Consider the following 19596-nt stretch of genomic DNA (forward strand, 5'->3'; position numbering starts at 1 on the left):
GGCGGCAGGACCGGCTCGGCGCCGGTGGCCAGCACGAGCTCGTCGTAGGCGACGTGCGTGCCGTCCGCCAGCCGCAGGGTGTGCGCGACGGTGTCGAGCGCCGTCACCGCGCAGCCCGTCCGCAGCCGCGCGTCGCCGGACGGCAGCGTGAGGTCGTCCGCGGCGTAGCGGCCCGTGAGGGCGTCGGCGAGCAGCGCCCGGTTGTACGGGGCGCAGGGCTCGGCTCCGTACAGCGTCACCTCCGCGTCCCCGCCCAGGGCCTGGAACCGGTCGGCGAACCGGGCGGCGGCCATGCCCGCACCCACGACGGCGATCCGGCGCGTCACCGGCCCGCCTCCGTAGCGGCGGAGGCGGGGGCGGCCGAGGCCGAGGCGGGGGCGGCCGGGGCGGAGGCGGCCCGCTCGACGCGCACCGCGCACACCTTGAACTCGGGCATGCGCGAGACGGGGTCGAGGGCCGGGTTCGTCAGGGAGTTGGCGCGGCCCGCGCCGCCCCAGTGGAAGGGCATGAAGACGGTGTCGGGCCGGACGGTGTCGGTGACGCGGGCCGGGGCGACCGCCCGCCCGCGCCTGCTGCTGACGGCCAGCAGCTCGCCCTCCTCGACCCCGAGCCGGCGGGCGAGGGCGGGGTGGAGCTCCACGAAGGGGCCGGGCGCGGCCTTGTTGAGCTCGTCGACGCGCCGGGTCTGGGCGCCGCTCTGGTACTGGGAGACGACGCGGCCCGTCGTCAGGAACAGCGGGTAGTCGCCGTCGGGCTCCTCCGCGGCCGGCCGGTGCGACACCGCGGCGAACCGCGCCCGCCCGTCGGGGGTGGCGAAGCGGTCCAGGAAGAGACGCGGCGTACCGGGGTGGTCCTCGCCGGGGCACGGCCAGAAGACGCCGTCCTCGTCGCGGATGCGGTCGTAGCTGATGCCCGCGTAGTCGGCCTGCCCGCCCGCCGAGGCGCGCCGCAGCTCCTCGAAGACCTCCTCGGGGTCCTCGGGGAACCCCTCGGGCACGCCGAGCCGGGCGGCGAGCCCGTGCAGGACGGCGAGGTCGCTGCGGACGCCCTCCGGGGCGTCGACGGCCTTGCGGCGCAGGATCACCCGCCCCTCCAGGTTCGTCGTCGTGCCGGTCTCCTCCGCCCACTGGGTGGCGGGCAGGACCACGTCCGCGAGCCGGGCCGTCTCGGAGAGGACCACGTCGCTCACGGCGAGGAAGTCCAGCGCGCGGATCCGCTCGGTCACGTGGGCGGCGCGGGGCGCCGAGACCACGGGGTTCGAGCCCATGAGCAGCAGCGCGCGGACGCCGCCGTCGCGGCCGAGGACGTCGAGGAGCTCGTACGCGCTGCGCCCCGGCCCGGGCAGGGCGGCCGGGTCGACGCCCCACACCGCGGCCACGTGGGCGCGGGCCGCGGGGTCGGTGATCGAGCGGTAGCCGGGCAGCTGGTCCGCCTTCTGGCCGTGCTCCCGGCCGCCCTGGCCGTTGCCCTGGCCGGTGAGGCAGCCGTAGCCGGACCCCGGGCGCCCCGCCTTTCCGGCCGCCAGGCACAGGTTGATCCAGGCGCTGACCGTGTCCGTGCCCTTGCTCTGCTGCTCGGGGCCGCGCGCGGTCAGCACCATGCCCCGCCCGGCCCCGCCGAACAGGGCGGCCGCCGCCGACAGCTGCGCCACCGGCACACCCGTCAGCCGCTCCACGCGCTCCGGCCAGTGCGCCATGGCGGCGGCGCGGGCCTGCGCGAAGCCCGTCGTGCGGCGGGCGATGAAGTCCTCGTCCAGGTGGCCGTCGGCTATCAGCAGGTGCAGCAGCCCGAGCGCGAGCGCGAGATCCGTACCGGGGAGCGGCTGCAGGTGCAGGTCGGCCTGCTCGGCGGTGCGCGTGCGGCGCGGGTCGACGACGATCAGCCGGCCGCCGTTCTCGCGCAGCTCGCGGAAGTAGCGCAGTGCGGGCGGCATCGTCTCGGCCGGGTTCGCGCCGACCAGGATCACGCAGTCCGTACGGGCGATGTCCGCCATGGGAAACGGCAGGCCGCGGTCGATGCCGAACGCCCGCCGGTGCGCGGCCGCCGCGGACGACATGCAGAAGCGGCCGTTGTAGTCGATGTTCGCGGTGCGCAGGGCGACCCGCGCGAACTTGCCCAGCAGGTACGCCTTCTCGTTCGTCAGCCCGCCGCCCCCGAAGACACCGACGGCATCCCGCCCGTACTGCTCCCGGGCCGCCGTCAGGCCGGCGGCCACCCGGTCGAGGGCCTCGTCCCAGGAGGCCGGGCGGAGCGGATCGCTCCGGGCATCGCGGACGAGGGGTTGCGCGAGCCGGGCGCCGGGGCGCAGCACAGCCGCGGCCGCCCGGCCCTTGCCGCACAGAGCGCCGAGGTTGACGGGGAAGTCCGGCCGCTCCAGGACCTCGACCGGCTCCGGGCCGCCGGCCGGGAGCGGGCGCAGCCGCATGCCGCACTGCAGGGCGCAGTAAGGGCAGTGGCTGTCGGTGGCCCTGGCGGGATCGGTGCCGGTCGTCGTCATGGCACCGAGGATCACGCCGCGGCGTTACGCGTCCGCGTCGGCAATGTTGCCCGTGCGGTACATGCCGTTCACACGGCCCGGCAGGCGGCGTCGGGCGTATGACATGCGCCGTAACCTGCCGGACGCCTTCCCTTACCCCTGCGTGACGGGCCCGCAACGGCCCCGAAACCCCGTCGGCCGAACATGCGCAGCATGGGAACCGGCACCTCTCCCCGCACACCCCCCGCCCCCGGCCCGCTCCTCGGCTACGTCGTCGGCGTCACCGCCGACCGCCGGCGCGACGAACTCACAGCCCTGCTCCGGCGCAGGGGCGCCCGCGTCGTCGAAGCGCCCACGATGCGGATCGTCCCGCTCGACGACGACGTCGCCCTGCGCCGCGCCACCGAACGCTGCCTCACCGGCCCCCTCGACTACGTCGTCGCCACCACCGGCGTCGGCTGGCGCGGCTGGATGAGCGCCGCCGAGGGCTGGGGGCACGCCGCCGGGCTCGCCGGGGCCTGCCGGGACGCCGAAGTCCTCAGCCGCGGCCCCAAGGCGACCGGCGCCGTCCGCGCCAGCGGCCTCGCCGAGGCCTACTCGCCCGGCTCCGAAGCGTGCGACGAACTCCTGGCCTGGCTCCTCGCCCGCGACCTCACCGGCCGCCGCATCGCCGTCCAGGAACACGGCGCGCCCCTCCCGGGCTTCGCGGACACCTTGCGCGAGCGCGGGGCCGAAGTCATCGAAGTGCCCGTCTACCGCTGGACGCAGCCCGAGGACCCGGGCGCCGCCCGGCGCCTCGTCGAGCAGACCGTCCGCCGCGAGGTCCACGCCCTCACCTTCACCAGCGCCCCGGCCATCGACTTCTTCCTGGACCGCGCCCGCGAGGCCGGCCTGTCCGCGCAGGTCCTCGACGCCCTCCGGGGCCCCGTCCTGCCCGTGTGCGTCGGCTCCGTCTGCGCCCGCCCCCTGGAAGCCGCCGGCGTCCCCACCGTCCAACCCGAACGCGGCCGCCTCGGCGCCCTCGTCCGCACCCTCACCCAGATCCTCCCCACCCGCGACCGCCGCACCCTCCGCAACGGCCCCCGCCCCCTCGTCCTCCAGGGCAACGCCCTCATAGCCGGCGACCAGGCCCTCTGGCTCCCCCCGCTCCCCGCCGCGATCCTCCGCGCCCTCGCCGAACGCCCCGGCTGGGTCCTCAGCCGGGGCGAACTCCTGCGCCGCGCCTGGAACGACGACCGAACGGACGAACACGCGGTCGAGGCGGCGGTGGGCCGCCTGCGCAGCGCGCTGGGGGCCCACGCGGACCTGATCAGGACGGTGCCGAAGAGGGGGTACCGGTTGGCGGTGGAGGGCTGAGGCCCCTCACCGACCGGGCCTCGCCACCGGTCAAGCCGCATCACCCCGCACCACCGGCACCGCGTTCCCCGGAGCATCCAGCCACACGGACTGGCCCCCGGGCGTCACGGTCAGGCCGTACCGCCCGAAGCCGGGGCGGCCGTTCCCGTGCCACCAGCCCATGACCTGCTCGACATCGGCCCAGAGGCGGCGGGGCCCGGACTCGACCACGGCGTACTCCGCACGGCCCTTCTCGTAGTCCGCGGTTGCCCACGACGTCGTCGCCCTGTCGAACAGCCACAACCGGTAGGCACCGCCTTCCCTCTTCTCCACGCGGCAGAAGAGCCCCGGAACGCACACCCCGATCGTGAACATGTGGATCCAGTCGCCCATGTCGTCGGGCGAAAGCCCGGAGACCCTCCGGCACCCGCCTGCGGGCCACTCGGTGCCCAGGCAGGCGTCACGGGAGGGGAAGGTCCCGCGCTGGTCCCTCAGCCGCATGAACGCGGAAGACATCACGAACGGGCCACTGGCCGTCATGCCGTCGCGGGCGACCGATAGACGCACGATGCCCTGCCCGCCGTACGCCGGCCCCCACGGCGCCACGATGACCCCACCGGGCCGTGACTGCTTGACCCACGCATACGGAAGCTCGGCGATCGAGCAGGTCGCGATGACGCGGTCGAACGGTGCGCACGGCTCGTACCCCTGCGCACCGTCGCCGACGACCGAAAGGGGCGAGAGGCCGGCCACCTCGAACCGCCGGCGGGCCTCATCGGCATTGGCCCGGTCAACCTCAACGGTGACGACGTTGCCCGAACCGAGGCGATGAGCGAGAAGCGCCGCGTTCCAGCCCGTCCCGGTGCCGATCTCCAGAACCTTGTTCCCCGGCTCCACGCTCAGGGCCCCCAGCATGGAGAACACCATCCTCGGCATCGAATTCGAGGACGTGGGGGAACTCCCCTTGCCCGTGCCCGCGTGTGCCCCGTCGTCCCACTGCGTGGTCAGGGGGATGTCGGAGTAGACCTTGTCCCACCACGCCACGGGATCCGCGGACCGCTCGATGCAGTCCCCCTGAACGGTGCCGCTCGCCCGGCCGGGCCACAGCCGCTCCGGGACGAACCTGTCCCGGCGGACCGCCTCGAACGCGGGCAGCCAGTCGGGCGTCAGGGCACCCGACGCCATCAGAGCGGAAGCGAGCCGCCGGGGGCCCGCCTCCTCGATCTCCCGTGCGCTCACTCAGCTGCCGTCCGCCGGACCGCTGCCGTCACTCGTGTTACCGCCCTCATCAGAACCACCGCCACCGTGCTTGTTGCCGCTGTCGCTGTCGTCCTGCGGGTTACCGCCGTCGGCCATGATGTGCCATCGCTTCGTCATCGGTGCTCCTTCGGTGTACCGGCGCGGGACGGTCCGCGCGCCGTCGTGCGGGTGGTGCCGCCCGGGAGGGCGCGCCGAGCACGGTCCGGCTCGCCGTGGCCCGGCCACCCGCGGTGCGCCGCCGCCAACGACCGACCGAGCCTGTACGCGTCCCGCTCGCCTCTTGCCCATGCCTCGGCGTACTGATCCACGATGCGCGCGCCCACCGCGCAGCAGGGGGCGGCGCCGGGCGGGTTGGTGAGGGGGCCCGGAGCGAGGGGGAACGGCGGGTGGGCGCGGTCAGTGGTCATGATGTGCCTCGCTGACGTGCTGAAGGCGCCGGGCCTCGATTTCCTTGACCGCGCCCGGCCCCTGTCGCATCGCCGCGGCACGCCTCACCACCAGCGTCGTGCACGTCAGGCACGACCTCTGCGAGGACATGTCTCCATGCTGCTCGGGCTGAGCGGTCACAGCCCACCGTCCGAGGAACGGCGATTGGCGTCGGCAACGCGTTCCGAGAGGAGGGCCCCGTCGGCGGCTGAACTGCCTGCGAGCAGGCTCCCGATCAGGGCGCGGAACTCGGCCGCTTCCGCCCCACTCAACACAAGGTCGAGTGACCCCTGTTGTTGGTCCAGGAAGAAGACGGCAAGCGGGACACGGATCTCGCCGGTATGACCGTCGCGCGTCGCCGTGCCCCCTTTTCGGAGAGACGCGTGGCACTGGTCCAAGTTGTGCATGAAAACCCCTGACTGCAGGTCGCCGGGTGACAGCCTGTGACCATAGGGCGGTCGCCAGAGGGCGAGGGGGACAATCTGTCCCCCTCACAGGGGCTGTCCCTCTAGAGAGCGGCTGTCACGCCGACGGCCTCCGCCAGCCGCCCCGCCTCTCCACGCAGGGCACGGGGCGCCGTGCGCCACAGGTCTGCCGCGATGCCGCGGGCGGACGGGGTGTACGCCACCGTCTCGGAGGCGATCCCGTGGGCCAGCTTCATCACGTGGAGAGCCGCTGTCCGGTCACCGCGCAGGAGGTGTCCGCGCGCCACCTCCACCCAAAGGCGGGCGCGCCGCTCCATGGACGGCATGACATCGGGATCGATGTCATCGGCCAGCGACAGCGCCTCCCCGGACGCCCGAAGGTCCGTGGCCACGGAAACGGCGTGGAAATCCACATTGGCCCGCCCGAACACCGTGCTCGGGTGCACGTAGGCAGCAGGCAGCGACTTGGCGACCTGGTCCCCGCGGTCCCAGTACCGCCACGCGTCCCCCTTGCGGCCTTCACGGGCGCAGGTCACCGCGGCATGCAACTGCAGCGCTCCGTAGATCCCCCGCCAGTCGTCGGGAGAGCCGTCGAGGTGGGGCCGGATGAGGTCCGCGGCCTCTGTCACGACCCTCAGGGCCTCCTCCGGATACGAGGTCTCGCGGAGAATGTTGCCCATGTTCCACGCCGCGGCGGCGATGGCGGCAGGGTCATCGGCCCGCTGAGCCGCGGCCAGCGCCCGGTCTGCGACGACCCAGGCGAGTTCGGCCGGTGCTACATAGGCCGTCGCCTGCCCGGTCAGCCGGTAGACGTCGGAGAGGGCGACGAGAGCGGCTCGTCGCTGTGCCCCCTCCAGAGTGCGGGTGGCAGTCTCGGCATCCCGGATGAGCGCGGGGAGCAGGGCTCCCACTTCGGTGCGGTTGTGCCCGGACGTATGCCACAGGCGCCATGTCTGCTCCACCCGGCCTTGCAGGCCCTGCACGTCGACCGCGGCACTCAGGGGCACGAGGCTGCGGCTCATCACGGCGGCCCAGATGGCAGGCATGGCGGGGTGGTCGAATCGCCCCAGAGGGACCGGCTGGGCGACCTCAGGAGTACCGCCGGTCAGGATCGACAGGTCGGGGATCTGCAGTGCGGCGGCCAGCCTGAGCAGGAGCGTGTGCGAGTTGAGCTCCCGCTCCCCCTTCTCGATCTTCTTGAGCCAGTCCGCCTTCCGGGCGCACAGACCTGCGAGGACTTCGCGGCTCATCCCGCGGGATTCCCTGAGAATCCGGATCCGTTCGCCAGTGCTCAACTCTGCGGGAAAGTCCAGGGTATCCACCGAACCGCCTCCGTACGCCGACGTGTACGGGCAGCGTACGGGCAGCCGACGACGACTGGGCAGAGGTCGCAGGAGCCTGGGCGTCGTCGACCTGTGTGGTGGGTGACGGCCTTTCGGGCCCGGAAATCAACCACACGGAGGCAGGCCGCGGCGGCGTACCGTGCACACGTCCTGCTGCACGCGATCGACGGGAGAGACGTATGGCCATCGACTACATCAAGCGGCCCCGCCCGGCCGCCTCGGCCATCAGCTTGGAGAAGGTTCAGGCGGCCGCCCCTCGTCTCGTCAACCTGTACAAGACCGCGCAGGCGTCGCTGGAGGCGAGCGGCCTGGCCGGGCAGCGTGCCGCCGTGTACCTCGTCCTGGACCGGTCGGGCAGCATGAGCAGGTACTTCAAGGACGGCACCGTGCAGCATCTGGCCGAGCAGGCCCTCGGGTTGGCGGCGCACTTCGACGACGACGGTGTCGTGCCCGTCGTCTTCTTCTCCACCGGCGTCGACGGCATCGCCGAGTTCGGCCTCGACGGCTACGAGGGCCGCATCAGCTCCCTGCACGCCGGTTACGGCCGCATGGGGCGCACCAACTACCACCTGGCCATGCAGGCGGTCATCGACCACTACACCGCCTCGGGTGCCGCCGACCCCGCCCTGGTGCTCTTCCAGACCGACGGCGCCCCCAGCTCCCGGGCTGCCGCCGAGCGCGTGCTGTGCGCCGCCGCACGGCTGCCGGTCTTCTGGCAGTTCATCGGCTTCGGGAATCCGGACGGGGCGCAGTTCGACTTCCTGCGGAAGCTGGACGAGCTGCCCGTCCCGGCGAAGCGGGTCGTGGACAACGCCGGCTTCTTCCCCGCCGGGGCGGCACCGCGGGCCGTACCGGACGCGCAGCTGTACGCGGCGCTGATGAGCGAGTTCCCGGTGTGGCTGCGGAGGGCGCGGGCCGCGGGCATCCTGCGTTGACTGCGGCGTCAACGCCCTCGCTCAGACCCCGGTCCGCTCCACCGGGATCCACAGCTCCGCGTCCGCCCGTGCCGCGTCCCGGGACAGGCGGGTGCGGAGGATTTCGGGGCCGGGGCGGCTGCGGTAGGGGTTGGAGGGGAACCACTGGGTGAAGACGTCCCGCCACAGGTGCTGGAGCGCCTGCGGGAACGGCCCGGAGTTCTCGAAGACGGCCCAGGTGCCGGCGTGGACGGTAAGGGCGTCCATGTCCTCGGGGACGGCGTCGGATCCGGTCACCACGCCGTGGTAGTAGTCGAGTTCGGTCCCCTCCGCCCGGCTCGGGTCGAGGTCGTCGCTCACTCCCACGATGCCCTCCGGCTGCTGGTCGGACAGAGCGGCGATGCGCCGCATCGTCTCCTGGCCGATGCCCCGGATGAAGTCGGCGATCACCGGGTTCACCCCCTCGTGGACCAGCGGGGCCCGGACCTTCTTGCCGATCACCCGGAACTGTTCCTTCTCCACGACCCGGTACCGCACGCTGCTGCTCCCTTCGACGACGAGGCGGAAGGACATCCGGGGCTGGGAGTGCAGGGCCGCACCGGTCCTTCGGGCCTCGCCCGGCCCCACACCGTGCACGGCCCGGAAGGCACGCGCGAACGCCTCCCCCGAGCCGTAGCCGTAGCGCACCGCGATCTCCAGCAGCGTCCGCTCCCCGGCGAGCACCTCTGCGCCCGCGACGGTGAGCCGCCTGCGCCGGATGTACTCCGACAGCGGGATCCCCGCCAGGGCGGAGAACATCCGGCGGAAGTGGTACTCCGACGTCACCGCGATCCGGGCCAGCTCGCTCACCTCGATGCGCTGATCGAGATGCGACTCGATGTGTTCCAGGGCCTCGTTCAGCCGGTCCAGCACCTCGGTCTCCTTCCTTACGTCCCTCACGTTAGGAAGGAGACACCCTCCCGGACCCGACATCCTGTGCCCGGTCCGGTCAGTGCGCCCGCAGCGACGGCGTCGACGGCGACGGCTTCGCGGTCACTTCTCGTCCGTCAGCCCCGGCATCGCGCCCTTCGTCGTGTTCAGGTCGATGACGGCGAAGGACGCGCCCTGGGAGTCGGTCAGGGCCGCGAAGCGGCCGAAGGGGCTGTCCATCGGGCCGAAGTGGAGTGCGCCGCCGCGGTCCCTGGCCTTGGCGACCGCCGCGTCGCAGTCGCCGACCGCGAAGAAGATCTGGATGTAGGGAGGGATCTCCGGCGGGAACTCCTCGCCCATCGCCATGCGGCCGAGCACCGTGTCGCCGCCGAGGCTGAAGAGCTTGAAGTCGATCTGCTCGTCGCCGGCGTCCGCCTCGCCCTCCATGTGCTGCAGTCCGTAGGGGAAGACGGCGGGGAAGAAGGCGTCGGCCTTGCCGGGTTCGCGGGTGAAGACCTCGGCCCAGCAGTACGCGCCGGGCTCGCCGCGCTTCTGGAAGCCCTCGTGGGTGCCGGCCTGCCAGACGCCGAAGGTGACGCCGGCGGGGTCGCGGGCGAGGACCATGGTGCCGAAGTCGCCGACCGTCATCGGTTCCATCAGCAGTTCGCCGCCGGCCGCGCGGATCTTGCCCGCGGTGGCCGCGGCGTCGGGCGAGGCGAAGTACAGGCACCAGGCGGACTTGCCCTCCTGGCCCGGCATGGGGGGTACGACGGCGGCCACGGCCTTCCCGTCGGAGTACGCCTCGGTGTAGTTGCCGAACTCCGTCGCGCTCTCGCCGAACGTCCATCCCAGGACGTCACCGTAGAACTCCTTGGCCTTCTCGATGTCCGTGAACATCGCATCGGCCCAGCACGGCATGCCTTCTGCTTGCGCGGCCATGGTCCCGGCTCCTTCCCGGCGATCAGCGAGCGATCCCCAGCGTCCCCGAGCGTTCCCCCCATGCCACGCTAGCCACCCGCGACCGCCCCCGCACGGGGAGCGCGCAGCGCGATCAGCCCGACGATCGCCGCCGCGGCCACCGCGACCAGCCCGCACGCCAGGATTCCGGCCCTCGCCCCGTAGTGCTGGACCGCCCAGCCCACGACCGGGCCGCCGATGGGCGTTCCGCCCGTGTACACGAGCATGTACAGGCCCATGACGCGGCCGCGCATCGCGGGATCGGTGTGGAGCTGGACGAGGGAGTTGGCCGTCGTGGAGAACGTCACGCTCAGTAGACCCACCAGCACCATCAGTGCGCCGAAGAGCCAGACGGACGGCGCGAGCGCCGTCACGGCCTCCAGGGCGCCGAAGGCGGCCGCCGTACCGACCAGCACCACCGTGCGGCTGCTGCGCCGCCGCGCCGACATCAGGGCCCCGGCCAGCGCGCCCAGGCCGACGGCCGTCGTGAGGAAACCGAACTCCTTCGCGCCGCCGTCGAAGACGTTGTACGCGAAGCCCGAGAGCAGGGTGGGGAAGTTGAAACCGAAGGTGCAGACGAAGCCGACCAGGACGATGGGGCGGATGAGCTCGGGATGCTCCCGCACGTGCCGCAGACCCGCCCTGATCTGGCCCTTCTCGCGCCGCTGCGGCGCCGCCGCCGGCCGCAGCTCGGAGGCCCGTACGGCCAGCAGCGAGGCGATCACCGCGACGTAGGACAGCGCGTTCAGCGCGAACGCCCAGCCGCTGCCGATGACGACGATCAGCGGTCCGGCGACGGCGGGGCCGAGCAGCCGGGCGCTCTGGAAGTTCACCGCGCCCAGGCTGACCGCGTTCGCGACGCGCTCGGGACCCACCATCTCGGGGACGAACGTCTGGATCGCGGGGTTGGCGAAGACGTTCATGAGGCCGAGCAGGAACGCGAAGACGTAGACGTGGGCGACCACGACGACGTCGGTCAGCGTCAGCACGGCGAGGGCCGCGGCGAACAGGCCCATCGCGCCCTGCGTGGTGAGCAGGATCCGCCGCTTCGGGTACCGGTCGGCCACCACGCCGCCGAACAGGCCGAGCAGCAGCACCGGCAGGAACTGCAGGGCCGTGGTGACGCCCACCGCGAACGTGCTGCCGGTGAGGTGGAAGACCAGCCAGTCCTGGGCGACGAACTGCATCCACGTACCGGAGTTCGAGATGAACTGGCCGAAGAAGAAGTAGCGGTAGTTGCGGACGGCGAGCGAGGCGAACATGCGGCTGCCCGGCTTCGCGGACGCCGGTGCGGGGGCTGCCCCGGCGGGGCCCCCTCGGGACGGAGCGGTCATCGGAACCAGGCCTTCGTACGGGTGACGCGTCGGGGTGAGGCGTACGGACCGAGCGTCCGGATCACGCGTCGCGGCGGGCTAGGACCAGCAGGTAGGCGAGGCCCGGCAGCTCTCTGCGCACCGTCCGCACGGCGGTCACCGTGAAACCCGCCCCGGCGAGCAGCTCCGTCGCCTCCCGCTCGTTGAACCACCGCGACAGACGGCCGTCCTCGGCGCGGTTCAGGACGCCCTCGGCGAGCTCCTCCGCCGTGGTGAAGAGGCTGACGGCCAGCAGCCCGCCGGGGCGCAGCCGCTGCCGCACGTTCGCCAGGTAGGGCGCGTAGTCCTCCGGGGCCTGGTGGTGCAGCACGCCGTTGTCGACGGCGGCGTCGAAGACGCGGTCGTCCGCCAGGTCGGCGAAGTTGCCGACCTCGAAGGAGGCCGCGGCGCCGTACCGGCGGGCGATGTCCTCCCAGTCGGGCAGCCGTACGAGGTCGACCGCGGTGACCCGGTGGCCCTGGGCGAGCAGGAGCTCCATGTCCCGGCCGCGGCCCGCCCCGATGTCGATGACGGAGCTGCCCGGCGCGAGTTCCGTGCCGAGCAGCGGCACGAGCTCCCGCATGGCCGGCTCCTCGCTCCAGGAGTCCGCGCCGTCCTCGTAGCGCCGGACGAACGCCTCGCGGAGCAGCTCGCGGTAGCCCGTGTGCTCCCCGGTGCCGGTATCGGCACCCGTGGCCACGCCCGTCCCCGCGCCCGCGCCCGTCTCTGTGCCCGTGCCCGTACTCACAGACCGCCTCGCTTCCTCTTCGCCGTGGCCTTCGCTGTCACGTTCGTCGTCACGTTCGCCGTCATGTTCGTCGTTCCGTTCGCCGTCCCGTCCGCCGCCGCTTCCGTGCCGGCAGCCGCCCGTACCGCGGCGGGCTTGCCCCTCGGGTGGACCTCGCTCCTCGGCGCCCACACCCGGCTCCCGGCCGGGACGTCGGCCATCACCAGGGCGTGCGCGCCGACGAGGCTGTCGTCGCCGATGCGCACGGGGCCGAGGACGGAGGCGCCCGCCCCCACCACGACGCGGTCGCCGAGGGTGGGGTGGCGCCGTTCGCCCGGCAGCCGGTGACGGTCCCGCCACCAGCCGATCGCGCCGATCGTGACCTGGTGGTAGAGGGTGACGTCGTCGCCGATCACGGCGTCCTCGCCGATGATCACGGCCGCGCCGTGGTCGATGAACAGCCTCCGCCCCACGCGCGCACCCGGGTGGATGTCGACCCCGCCCGACAGGAAGCGGCCGACGAGCGACAGCACGCGGGCCGTGACCCGGTGGCCCCGCGCGTGCAGCCCGCTCGCCGGCCGGTGCAGCCACAGGGCCGGCAGGAAGGGGGCGAGGAGCGCCTCACCGCGGCTGCGCACAGCGGGGTCGCGGTCGGCGACGACCTTCAGGTCCTCGCGCAGGAGGCGCAGGCAGCGGGGCAGGAGGGACGGGCGCGGGGGCAGGGGCGCGGTCATGCCGCCACCTCCGGGATGCCCTCCGGGGTGCCCTCCGGCGTGTCCTCCGGCGTGTCCTCCGCGGCGCCCTCGGCAGGCGCGCCGCTGTCCGCCGCACCCCGCATCGCCCGCGTGAACGCGGCGAGCTGGTCCGCGAGTTCCACGCAGCGCGCGTGCACCGGGCCCGTCACGTCCAGCCCGCGCTGCCCTCCGGCCTCCGGCGTGAAGTCCGCGGAGACCGTGCTGACCTGCATCGGCACCGCCCAGCCGCCGAGCGCCTTCACGACCTGGCGCAGCTGTTCGCAGGCGGTGGCCGAGCCGCGCGGCCCGCTGGCGTGGGATACCAGGCCGACCGCCTTGCCCGCGAAGGCGTCGGACGGCAGGAGGTCCACGGCGCTCTTCAGCAGTCCGGAGTACCCGGAGTGGTAGACGGGCGTCCCGAGGACCAGCGCGTCACTGGCGAGCACGGCCTCGATGAACTCGCGTGCCTGGACGACGGGGTGGGGCGCCTCGCTCCAGTAGTGGTCGGGGTGGCTGCGGGGGAGGTCGAGCACGGCGAGGTCGGCGACCCCGCTGTCGAAGCCGTGCTGTTCCAGGAGGCCGCCGATGTGCCCGACGAGGGCGCGGGTGTGGGAGCCGGCGCTCGGGCTGCCGGCGACGCACAGCACGCGCGGGCGGGCGGTCACGATGCGTCCCTGGTCGGGCCATCGCCATCGCCGGCACCGGCACCGGCACCGGCACCAGCACCGTGACCGTCGTCGGCCACCGTCACTCGTACGAGGTCGTGCGCCTCTTCCGCCGCCTTGCGCGCCTCGGCGGCCGTCGCCGCCGTGGTGATGAGGAAGCCGAGCCGGTCGAAGTTGTTCCGGGCGGGGCGCACCTCCTGCCCGGGCCTGGCGTGCAGCATGACCTCGGCCGTGCCGGGGGCCTGCCGCGCCGCGTCCGCGCCGATGCCGGTGAGCACGCCGGACACGGGTGCGGTGATGGCCCGGATGCAGCCCACGCCGCGCACGGGCGAGGGCGACGGGCTGCCGCCGAGGGCGAGTTCGACGACGTCGTGGTAGATGTTCCGCTCCAGGACGTAGTTGATCATCGTGGGGACGTAGCCGCCGATGAGCCGGCCGTTGATCTCGATGATCTGCGGCCCGTCCGGCCCGAGGACCACCTCGGTGTGGGTGTGCGCGCGGCGGATGCCGACGGCGGCGAGCGCGTCGGCGCACACGCGCACGACGGCCTCGCGTACGTCGTCGGCCAGCTCTGCGGGGAAGCAGCCGCCCAGCTCGACCGGGTGGGGTGCGGGGGCCAGCATGCGGTCCACGCAGCCGTACGGGGTGCTGACGCCGTCGACGGTCACCATCTCGCAGCTGACGACGGGCCCGGGGACGTACGCCTCCAGCAGCGCCACTCCGCTGCCGGCGACCCCGCGCCCGTAGGAGCGCGTCCCGGCGATGGCCTCCGCCAGGGCGGCGACCTCGGCGGCGTCGTTCGCGACGCCGACGTGGAGCGAGCCGAAGCCGTCGGCCGGTTTGACCACGACCGGGTAGCCGAGCTCCCCGGCCGCGGCCACGGCCTCCGCGACGGTCAGGGCCCGCCGGAAGGCCGGCTGCGGGACGCCCGCGGCGCCCAGGAGCTCGCGCACGGCGTGCTTGTCGCGCAGGCGCCGCATCACCGCGGTGCTCTCGAAGGGCAGGCCGAGCGCCTCGGCGACCTCCGCGGTGGCGGGCAGGTGGCCCTCGCTGAGGGCGAGCACGCCGTGCACGGGGTGCTTGCGGTGGAGGGAGCCGATGACGTCGAGCAGGCCGGCCGGGTCCGTGGTGGGGACTCCGGTGAGCAGCCGGGTCGGGGTCTTCAGCGCCTCCTCGCCGCCCTCCGCGGCGAGGTAGGGGTCGAGGGAGTGGGCCACGAAGGTCACTTCGTGGCCGAGCGCGACGGCCTCGCTCACGACCTTGAAACCGGCCGTCGGAGTCGTCTCGACGAGGACCAGGTGAGCCATCTCAGCGCCCCTCGGGGGCCGTTGTCGCCCCGGTGATGGTTGCGGTGGTTGCGGCGTGGCGCGTCATCGTCCGAGCTGCTCCCACTCCTCGGGCGTCCCGGCGTCGGGAAGCACGGTGACGACTGTCGCCGAGGGCGGCAGCGCGGCGGCCGTCTCCTTCGCGGCGAGCCAGTTGGCGGCGGCCGAGCTGCCGATGCGCAGGCCGGTGAGGTCGTGGAACTCCCCCATGGCGGCGAAGGCGCGCGGGTAGGACACCGTGCGGTGCTCGACCTCGTCGTCGTGGAGCGTCACGAACGGCTGCCGGATGCCGTGGCCCATGCCGCCGGACCCGGCGTACTTGCGCTGCCCGTTGGGCGGCTGGTCGCTTCCGTACGGCAGCTCGGCGGGGGTGACGCCGACGGCCCGGACGGCGGGGAAGCGTGCGCGCAGCGCCCGCAGGACGCCGACGAGGGTCCCGCCGGTCCCGATGGAGGCCACCCAGGCGTCCGGGACGCGGCCGGCGAGCTGCGCGGCGAGCTCCGCACCGGTGGTGCGCTCCTGCAGCAGGGCGTTGGCGGGGTTGCGGTGCTGGTAGAGCAGGGTCCACTCGGGCTCTTCGGCGGCGATGCGCAGGGCCTCGCGCACCACGTCGAGGAAGCCGCGCTCCTTGTCGACGAGGTCGACGCGCGCGCCGCGCCCGGCGAGGGTGTCGAGGAGGCTGCGGGGGCTCGCCGAGGACAGGACGAAGCGGGAGCGGATGCCCAGTTCCGCGCAGAGGTGGGAGAGGGCGTTCGCGAGGTTGCCGCCGGAGTACTCCAGGACGCGGAGCTCGTCGAGCGGGCGGTCGCCGTGCTGCTGCAGGGCGCTGCCGAGCAGGGCGTAGGCGACGCGGTCCTTGATGGAACCGACCGGGTTCTCCCACTCGCACTTGGCGAGCACGGTCGCGCCGCCGTCCGGGCCCGGCAGTTCGATCAGAGGCGTGTTCCCGAGCTCCTGCCCGAACTTCGCATAGACCGGGTACCGGTCCTCCAGGGCCGCGTGATCCACCGTGATCCCGTCCAGGCTGCCGGCCGGGTAGGGCGCTTCCAGCGGTTCGGGGCGGGCGGAGAGCAGCAGGGAAGGGGGTGAGGGGGGTACGGGGTTGTCGATGTCGCCGGCCTTATCCACCGTCAGCCTCCCTGAGCGGTTAACAAGCAAAGCAATCCGCAGTGCAGTTCCTTCGTGAGCACTGCTCATCCATAAGCACTGCATCGGGCAGCGCGATCACCCTAGGCGGGATGGCGACTTACGCCACGGGGATTGTGATTGCCGCCACATTTGCAGAGAAAAGATGGCCGGTTGCTTTCCGCGGGTAATACCGGCAGCGGCAGGTGGCGCGGCGAATCGGACGCCTAAGTTCCGCTTGTGGCAAGGGAGTTGCGCAACACGCAGGTGCGACCCGCAGCCCCCTCCGGGCGTAATTTCCAGCCACCTTCGACGTATTCCTATGTTTGGGCCGCGGGTAGGAATCCGAGTGATTCAGCTCGCAAAAACCGGCTGATCAGCCGCTTTCCGTCCCGCCCGGTAAGCGCTCGGGCTCACCCCCCGGACCCGTTTGAACGCCGTGCTGAATCCGAACGGATCGGCATAGCCGACCCGGCGGGCGACCGACGCCAGCGTGGCCCCCGGCTCGCCGAGCAGATCCACGGCCAGCGTCATCCGCCACTCCGTGAGGTACGCCAGCGGCGGCTCCCCGAGCAGCTCGTGGAAGCGCTTGGCGAACGTGGAGCGCGACACACCCGCCACCGCCGCCAGCGAGGCCAGCGTCCACGCCCGGTGCGGCGCGTCGTGCATCGCGCGCAGGACGGGGCCCACGACCTCGTCCCCCAGCGCCCGGTACCAGGCGGGGGACGCCGCCTCGGGCCGGTCGAACCAGTCCCGCAGCGTGCACACCAGCAGCCAGTCCAGCAGCCGGTCCACCACGATCTGGCGCCCGGGCAGGTGCGCGGACAGCTGCGCCTCCAGATACCTGCGCATCGGCGCGCAGTCGTGGTGGCCGTCCGGGACGACGAGCACGGGCGGCAGCACCTGCAGCAGCCGGCGTGGGACCTCCCCCGGCACACGATAGGCGCCCGCCATGAGCACCGTCCGCCCGTCCGCGCCCCCGTCGGCCGGGTCCACGCCTCCGCCGGCCGCGCCGGGGCCGCCGCAGGACACCTCCTGCACCGCACCGGCGGCGCCCTCCGCCGAGGACGGGTCGTCCGTGAAGACGAATGGCTCCGGACCCCGCACGATCGCCGTCTCGCCCGCGGCCAGCCGCCGCGGCCCGCCCCCCGCCGGGACGAGCCAGCCCTCGCCGCGCAGCGGTGCGCACAAGGTCAGGAAGGCGCCGTCGGTGAAGCGCAACGCCCACGGCGGCGACAGCACCGACCCCCCGAAGACCGCACCGTTGGCGCGCACGCCCCGCAACAGATCATCGAAAGGGTCCATGGAGGGCACGATATGCGGCGTACCGGACGGCTTCTTCAGGCAGCTTGTTCAAGCGGCTCGTACGCCCGGACATGCACCCCGGACTGTCGCCCATGGTGGGCGCCGCGGCCGGCGGATTGGCTGTACCCATGACGAACACCGCTTCCAAGAACACGACTTCCCACCACGACTCCCCCCTCACCGGCCACGACATCCTCGTCCTCGGCGCCACCGGCAAGACCGGCCGCCGGGTCGTCCGCGTCCTCCGTGCCGCGGGGGTCTCCGTCCGGGCCGCGTCCCGCTCGGGCGAGGTCCGCTTCGACTGGACCGAACCCGGCACGTGGGCCGCCGCCCTCGAAGGGGCCTCGGCCGTCTACCTCATCGCCCCGGACGAGGGGTACGACGCCGTGCCCGTCTTCGTCCGGCAGGCCGTCGAGGCGGGCGTGCGCCGGTTCGTGGTCCTCTCCGGGCGCGGGATCGAGCACGTGGGGCCGGACTTCGGGCAGGGCATGGCCGTCGCCGAGGAGGCCGTCCGCGGCTCCGGCGCCGAGTGGGCGATCGTCCGGGCGAGCAACTTCAGCCAGAACTTCAGCGAGGACCTGTGGTGGCAGCCGGTCCGCGAGGGCCGTCTCGGGCTGCCGATCGGGGACGTTCCCGAGCCGTTCGTCGACGCGGACGACATCGCCGAGGTGGCGGCGGCACTGCTCACGCGCAGCGGCGCCGAGCACACCGACGAGGTGTACGAGGTCTCCGGGCCGCGCGGGCTGACCTTCGGCGAAGCCGTCGCGGTGATCGCCCGCGCCACGGGGCGGGCGATCGCCTACGAGGAGCTGACGCCGGAGGAGTACCACGCCGAACTGCTCGCGGCGGGGCTGCCCGAGGCGGCCGCGACGGCCTTCGGCGCGCTCTTCGCCCTGCACCGCGCGGGGCACACGGCCGAGCCCGCCGACGGGGTGCGGCGCGTCCTCGGCCGCGAGGCCGCCGACTTCGGTGCGTACGTCACGAAAATCGCCGCCACCGGGGCGTGGGCCCGGGTTGAATGACCGTGATCACCGGTGGTGGGCGGGGCCACGGTCCGACCGGCCGCCGGCACCCCACACTCCCGGAGGAGTCGCATGGTCAGCACTCAGGCGCTGGTGGGCATAGCCGCCGTAGAACTCGGCATGGTCCTCACCCCCGGCCCCAACATGATCTACCTTGTGTCCCGTTCGATCACTCAGGGGCGGCGGGCCGGGCTCGTCTCCCTGCTGGGCGTCGCGGTGGGCTTCTTCGTCTACCTGCTGGCCGCCGTCGCCGGCCTCGCCACGCTCTTCAGCCTCGTGCCCGCCGTCTACACGGCCCTCAAACTGGGCGGCGCCGCCTACCTGGCCTACCTCGCGTGGAAGACCCTCAAGCCCGGCGGGGTCTCCGCGTTCGACCCGCAGCCGCTGCCGCCGGACCCGGCGCGCAAGCTCTTCACGATGGGCCTGGTCACCAACCTCCTCAACCCGAAGATCGCCATCCTCTTCATCTCCGTGCTGCCGCAGTTCATCGACCCCGACCGGGGCTCCGTGGCCGGGCAGAGCCTCGTCCTCGGCCTCACCCTGATCGCCGTCGCCGTCACCGGCAACGGCCTGATCGCCATGAGCGCCGGCGCCATATCGGGATTCCTGCGCCGCCGCCCGCGGTGGCTGCGGATGCAGCGCTACGTGATGGGCACGGTCCTGGCGGGCATTTCGGTACGGGTGGCGACGACCTGACCGCATCCTCCGCCGCGTCGGCTACTCCGGCGCGCTCTCCGGCCTGTCCGTCGCGGCGGAGGAGTGCTCGGAGGAGTCCGGGGAGACCGTGGTGAAGGTGGCGGCCCCGCCGCCGGCGTTGACGGCACTGACGGCACTGACGGCACTGACGGCACTGACGGCTCCGAGCAGCTCGCTCCAGCGCAGGGACCGCAGCCGCGCGGCGCGCTCGGCGAGCTCGCGCGTGGTGTGCGCGTAGCCGGCGCCCAGGATCTCCAGGGAGTCCAGGACCCGGGCGGAGGCGCGGCCCCGGCCGGTGACGGTGTCGACGCGCGGGTTGCCGCGCTCGGCCACGGCCTCCAGGGTCGCCGGGGTCATGGTGGCGACGGTGTCCCGGACGACGAGCTCGTCCACATAGCGGGTGTCGGGGATCCCCGGGGTCCGTACGGCGGTGTCCGTCCAGCGCATCCGGTGCGGGCGGGCGCCGTGGGAGACGAGCTCGCGCCAGGCGGGCCCGGTCAGCAGCTGCTCGTGGCGGTGGAGGACGAGCCGCGCCGAGGCGAGCGCGGCCTCCCCGCGCATCACGTGCGCCGCCTCGGACGAGGAGCGGCACAGCTGCTC

20 protein-coding genes are annotated in these 19596 nt (G+C 73.3%); 4 read left to right on the top strand and 16 right to left on the bottom strand.

What is annotated here, in order from left to right; all coding sequences use genetic code 11:
* Together V7793_RS17015 and V7793_RS17020 are read right to left on the bottom strand one after the other, a co-directional pair.
* On the bottom strand, positions 1 to 326 hold a 326-nt coding region (locus V7793_RS17015), incomplete at its 3' end, for an FAD-dependent oxidoreductase (protein WP_336007348.1).
* A complete protein-coding gene (locus tag V7793_RS17020; RefSeq protein WP_336007350.1) occupies positions 323 to 2497 on the bottom strand; it encodes a molybdopterin oxidoreductase family protein in 2175 nt (724 codons plus the stop codon). The genes V7793_RS17015 and V7793_RS17020, both read right to left, overlap by 4 nt.
* 192 nt (positions 2498 to 2689) lie before the next feature.
* On the opposite strand from V7793_RS17020, the gene V7793_RS17025 reads away from it, so the two are divergent.
* The gene (locus V7793_RS17025; RefSeq protein ID WP_336007352.1) at positions 2690 to 3832 is read left to right on the top strand and encodes a uroporphyrinogen-III synthase; all 1143 of its coding nucleotides are present in this window, start codon (positions 2690 to 2692) and stop codon (positions 3830 to 3832) included.
* 30 nt (positions 3833 to 3862) lie between these two features.
* Here the strand turns inward: V7793_RS17025 and V7793_RS17030 are convergent, their stop codons facing one another.
* From V7793_RS17030 to V7793_RS17045, 4 genes are all read right to left on the bottom strand, one after another.
* The gene (locus V7793_RS17030; RefSeq protein ID WP_336007354.1) at positions 3863 to 5050 is read right to left on the bottom strand and encodes a methyltransferase domain-containing protein; all 1188 of its coding nucleotides are present in this window, start codon (positions 5048 to 5050) and stop codon (positions 3863 to 3865) included.
* Entirely contained in the window at positions 5051 to 5188 is a 138-nt protein-coding gene (locus V7793_RS17035) for a hypothetical protein (protein WP_336007356.1), read from the bottom strand. It lies immediately after the preceding gene.
* Positions 5189 to 5634: 446 nt separating this feature from the next.
* A complete protein-coding gene (locus tag V7793_RS17040; RefSeq protein WP_336007358.1) occupies positions 5635 to 5904 on the bottom strand; it encodes a hypothetical protein in 270 nt (89 codons plus the stop codon).
* Between the two features lie 101 nt (positions 5905 to 6005).
* On the bottom strand, positions 6006 to 7244 hold the full coding sequence (locus V7793_RS17045; protein WP_336007360.1) for a helix-turn-helix domain-containing protein: 1239 nt from the start codon (positions 7242 to 7244) through the stop codon (positions 6006 to 6008).
* A 200-nt stretch (positions 7245 to 7444) separates the two neighbouring features.
* On the opposite strand from V7793_RS17045, the gene V7793_RS17050 reads away from it, so the two are divergent.
* Complete coding sequence (locus tag V7793_RS17050; RefSeq protein WP_336007361.1) at positions 7445 to 8200, top strand: vWA domain-containing protein; 756 nt, start codon at positions 7445 to 7447, stop codon at positions 8198 to 8200.
* A 21-nt stretch (positions 8201 to 8221) separates the two neighbouring features.
* Here the strand turns inward: V7793_RS17050 and V7793_RS17055 are convergent, their stop codons facing one another.
* The 9 genes from V7793_RS17055 to V7793_RS17095 all read right to left on the bottom strand — a co-directional run bounded on the left by V7793_RS17055 (position 8222) and on the right by V7793_RS17095 (position 17278).
* Complete coding sequence (locus V7793_RS17055) at positions 8222 to 9091, bottom strand: AraC family transcriptional regulator (protein ID WP_336007382.1); 870 nt, start codon at positions 9089 to 9091, stop codon at positions 8222 to 8224.
* Between the two features lie 120 nt (positions 9092 to 9211).
* Positions 9212 to 10027 (bottom strand): VOC family protein, encoded by an 816-nt coding sequence (locus tag V7793_RS17060; protein WP_336007363.1) that lies wholly within the window; start codon positions 10025 to 10027, stop codon positions 9212 to 9214.
* Positions 10028 to 10095: 68 nt separating this feature from the next.
* Positions 10096 to 11379: an MFS transporter gene (locus V7793_RS17065; RefSeq protein WP_336007365.1), complete on the bottom strand. Its 1284-nt coding sequence runs from the start codon at positions 11377 to 11379 to the stop codon at positions 10096 to 10098.
* 61 nt (positions 11380 to 11440) lie between these two features.
* Entirely contained in the window at positions 11441 to 12145 is a 705-nt protein-coding gene (locus tag V7793_RS17070; RefSeq protein ID WP_336007367.1) for a class I SAM-dependent methyltransferase, read from the bottom strand.
* Positions 12142 to 12858 carry a serine O-acetyltransferase EpsC gene (gene epsC / locus V7793_RS17075; protein WP_336007369.1) on the bottom strand — a complete coding sequence of 239 codons (717 nt, stop codon included), beginning with the start codon at positions 12856 to 12858 and terminating at the stop codon, positions 12142 to 12144. The genes V7793_RS17070 and epsC overlap by 4 nt, the downstream gene beginning before the upstream one ends.
* Positions 12855 to 13523, bottom strand: a complete 669-nt coding sequence (locus V7793_RS17080; RefSeq protein ID WP_336007371.1) for an NADPH-dependent FMN reductase — start codon at positions 13521 to 13523, stop codon at positions 12855 to 12857. Before V7793_RS17080 ends, epsC begins: the two co-directional genes overlap by 4 nt.
* Entirely contained in the window at positions 13520 to 14830 is a 1311-nt protein-coding gene (locus V7793_RS17085) for an ATP-grasp domain-containing protein (protein WP_336007373.1), read from the bottom strand. The genes V7793_RS17080 and V7793_RS17085 overlap by 4 nt, the downstream gene beginning before the upstream one ends.
* Positions 14831 to 14893: 63 nt before the next feature.
* A complete protein-coding gene (locus V7793_RS17090) occupies positions 14894 to 15976 on the bottom strand; it encodes a PLP-dependent cysteine synthase family protein (RefSeq protein ID WP_336007375.1) in 1083 nt (360 codons plus the stop codon).
* Positions 15977 to 16327: 351 nt separating this feature from the next.
* A complete protein-coding gene (locus V7793_RS17095; RefSeq protein ID WP_336007376.1) occupies positions 16328 to 17278 on the bottom strand; it encodes an AraC family transcriptional regulator in 951 nt (316 codons plus the stop codon).
* A gap of 128 nt (positions 17279 to 17406) precedes the next feature.
* Here V7793_RS17095 and V7793_RS17100 point away from each other — a divergent pair, with 128 nt between their 5' ends.
* Both V7793_RS17100 and V7793_RS17105 read left to right on the top strand, forming a co-directional pair.
* Entirely contained in the window at positions 17407 to 18300 is an 894-nt protein-coding gene (locus tag V7793_RS17100) for an NmrA family NAD(P)-binding protein (protein WP_336007377.1), read from the top strand.
* 72 nt (positions 18301 to 18372) lie between these two features.
* Positions 18373 to 18996: a LysE family translocator gene (locus V7793_RS17105; protein ID WP_336007379.1), complete on the top strand. Its 624-nt coding sequence runs from the start codon at positions 18373 to 18375 to the stop codon at positions 18994 to 18996.
* A 21-nt stretch (positions 18997 to 19017) separates the two neighbouring features.
* On the opposite strand, the gene V7793_RS17110 is transcribed toward V7793_RS17105, so the two are convergent.
* On the bottom strand, positions 19018 to 19596 hold a 579-nt coding region (locus V7793_RS17110; protein ID WP_336007381.1), incomplete at its 5' end, for a transaldolase family protein.

The sequence above is a fragment of the Streptomyces sp. KLMMK genome (assembly GCF_036961605.1).
In the GTDB taxonomy this organism is placed as follows: Bacteria; Actinomycetota; Actinomycetes; order Streptomycetales; family Streptomycetaceae; genus Streptomyces; species Streptomyces telluris.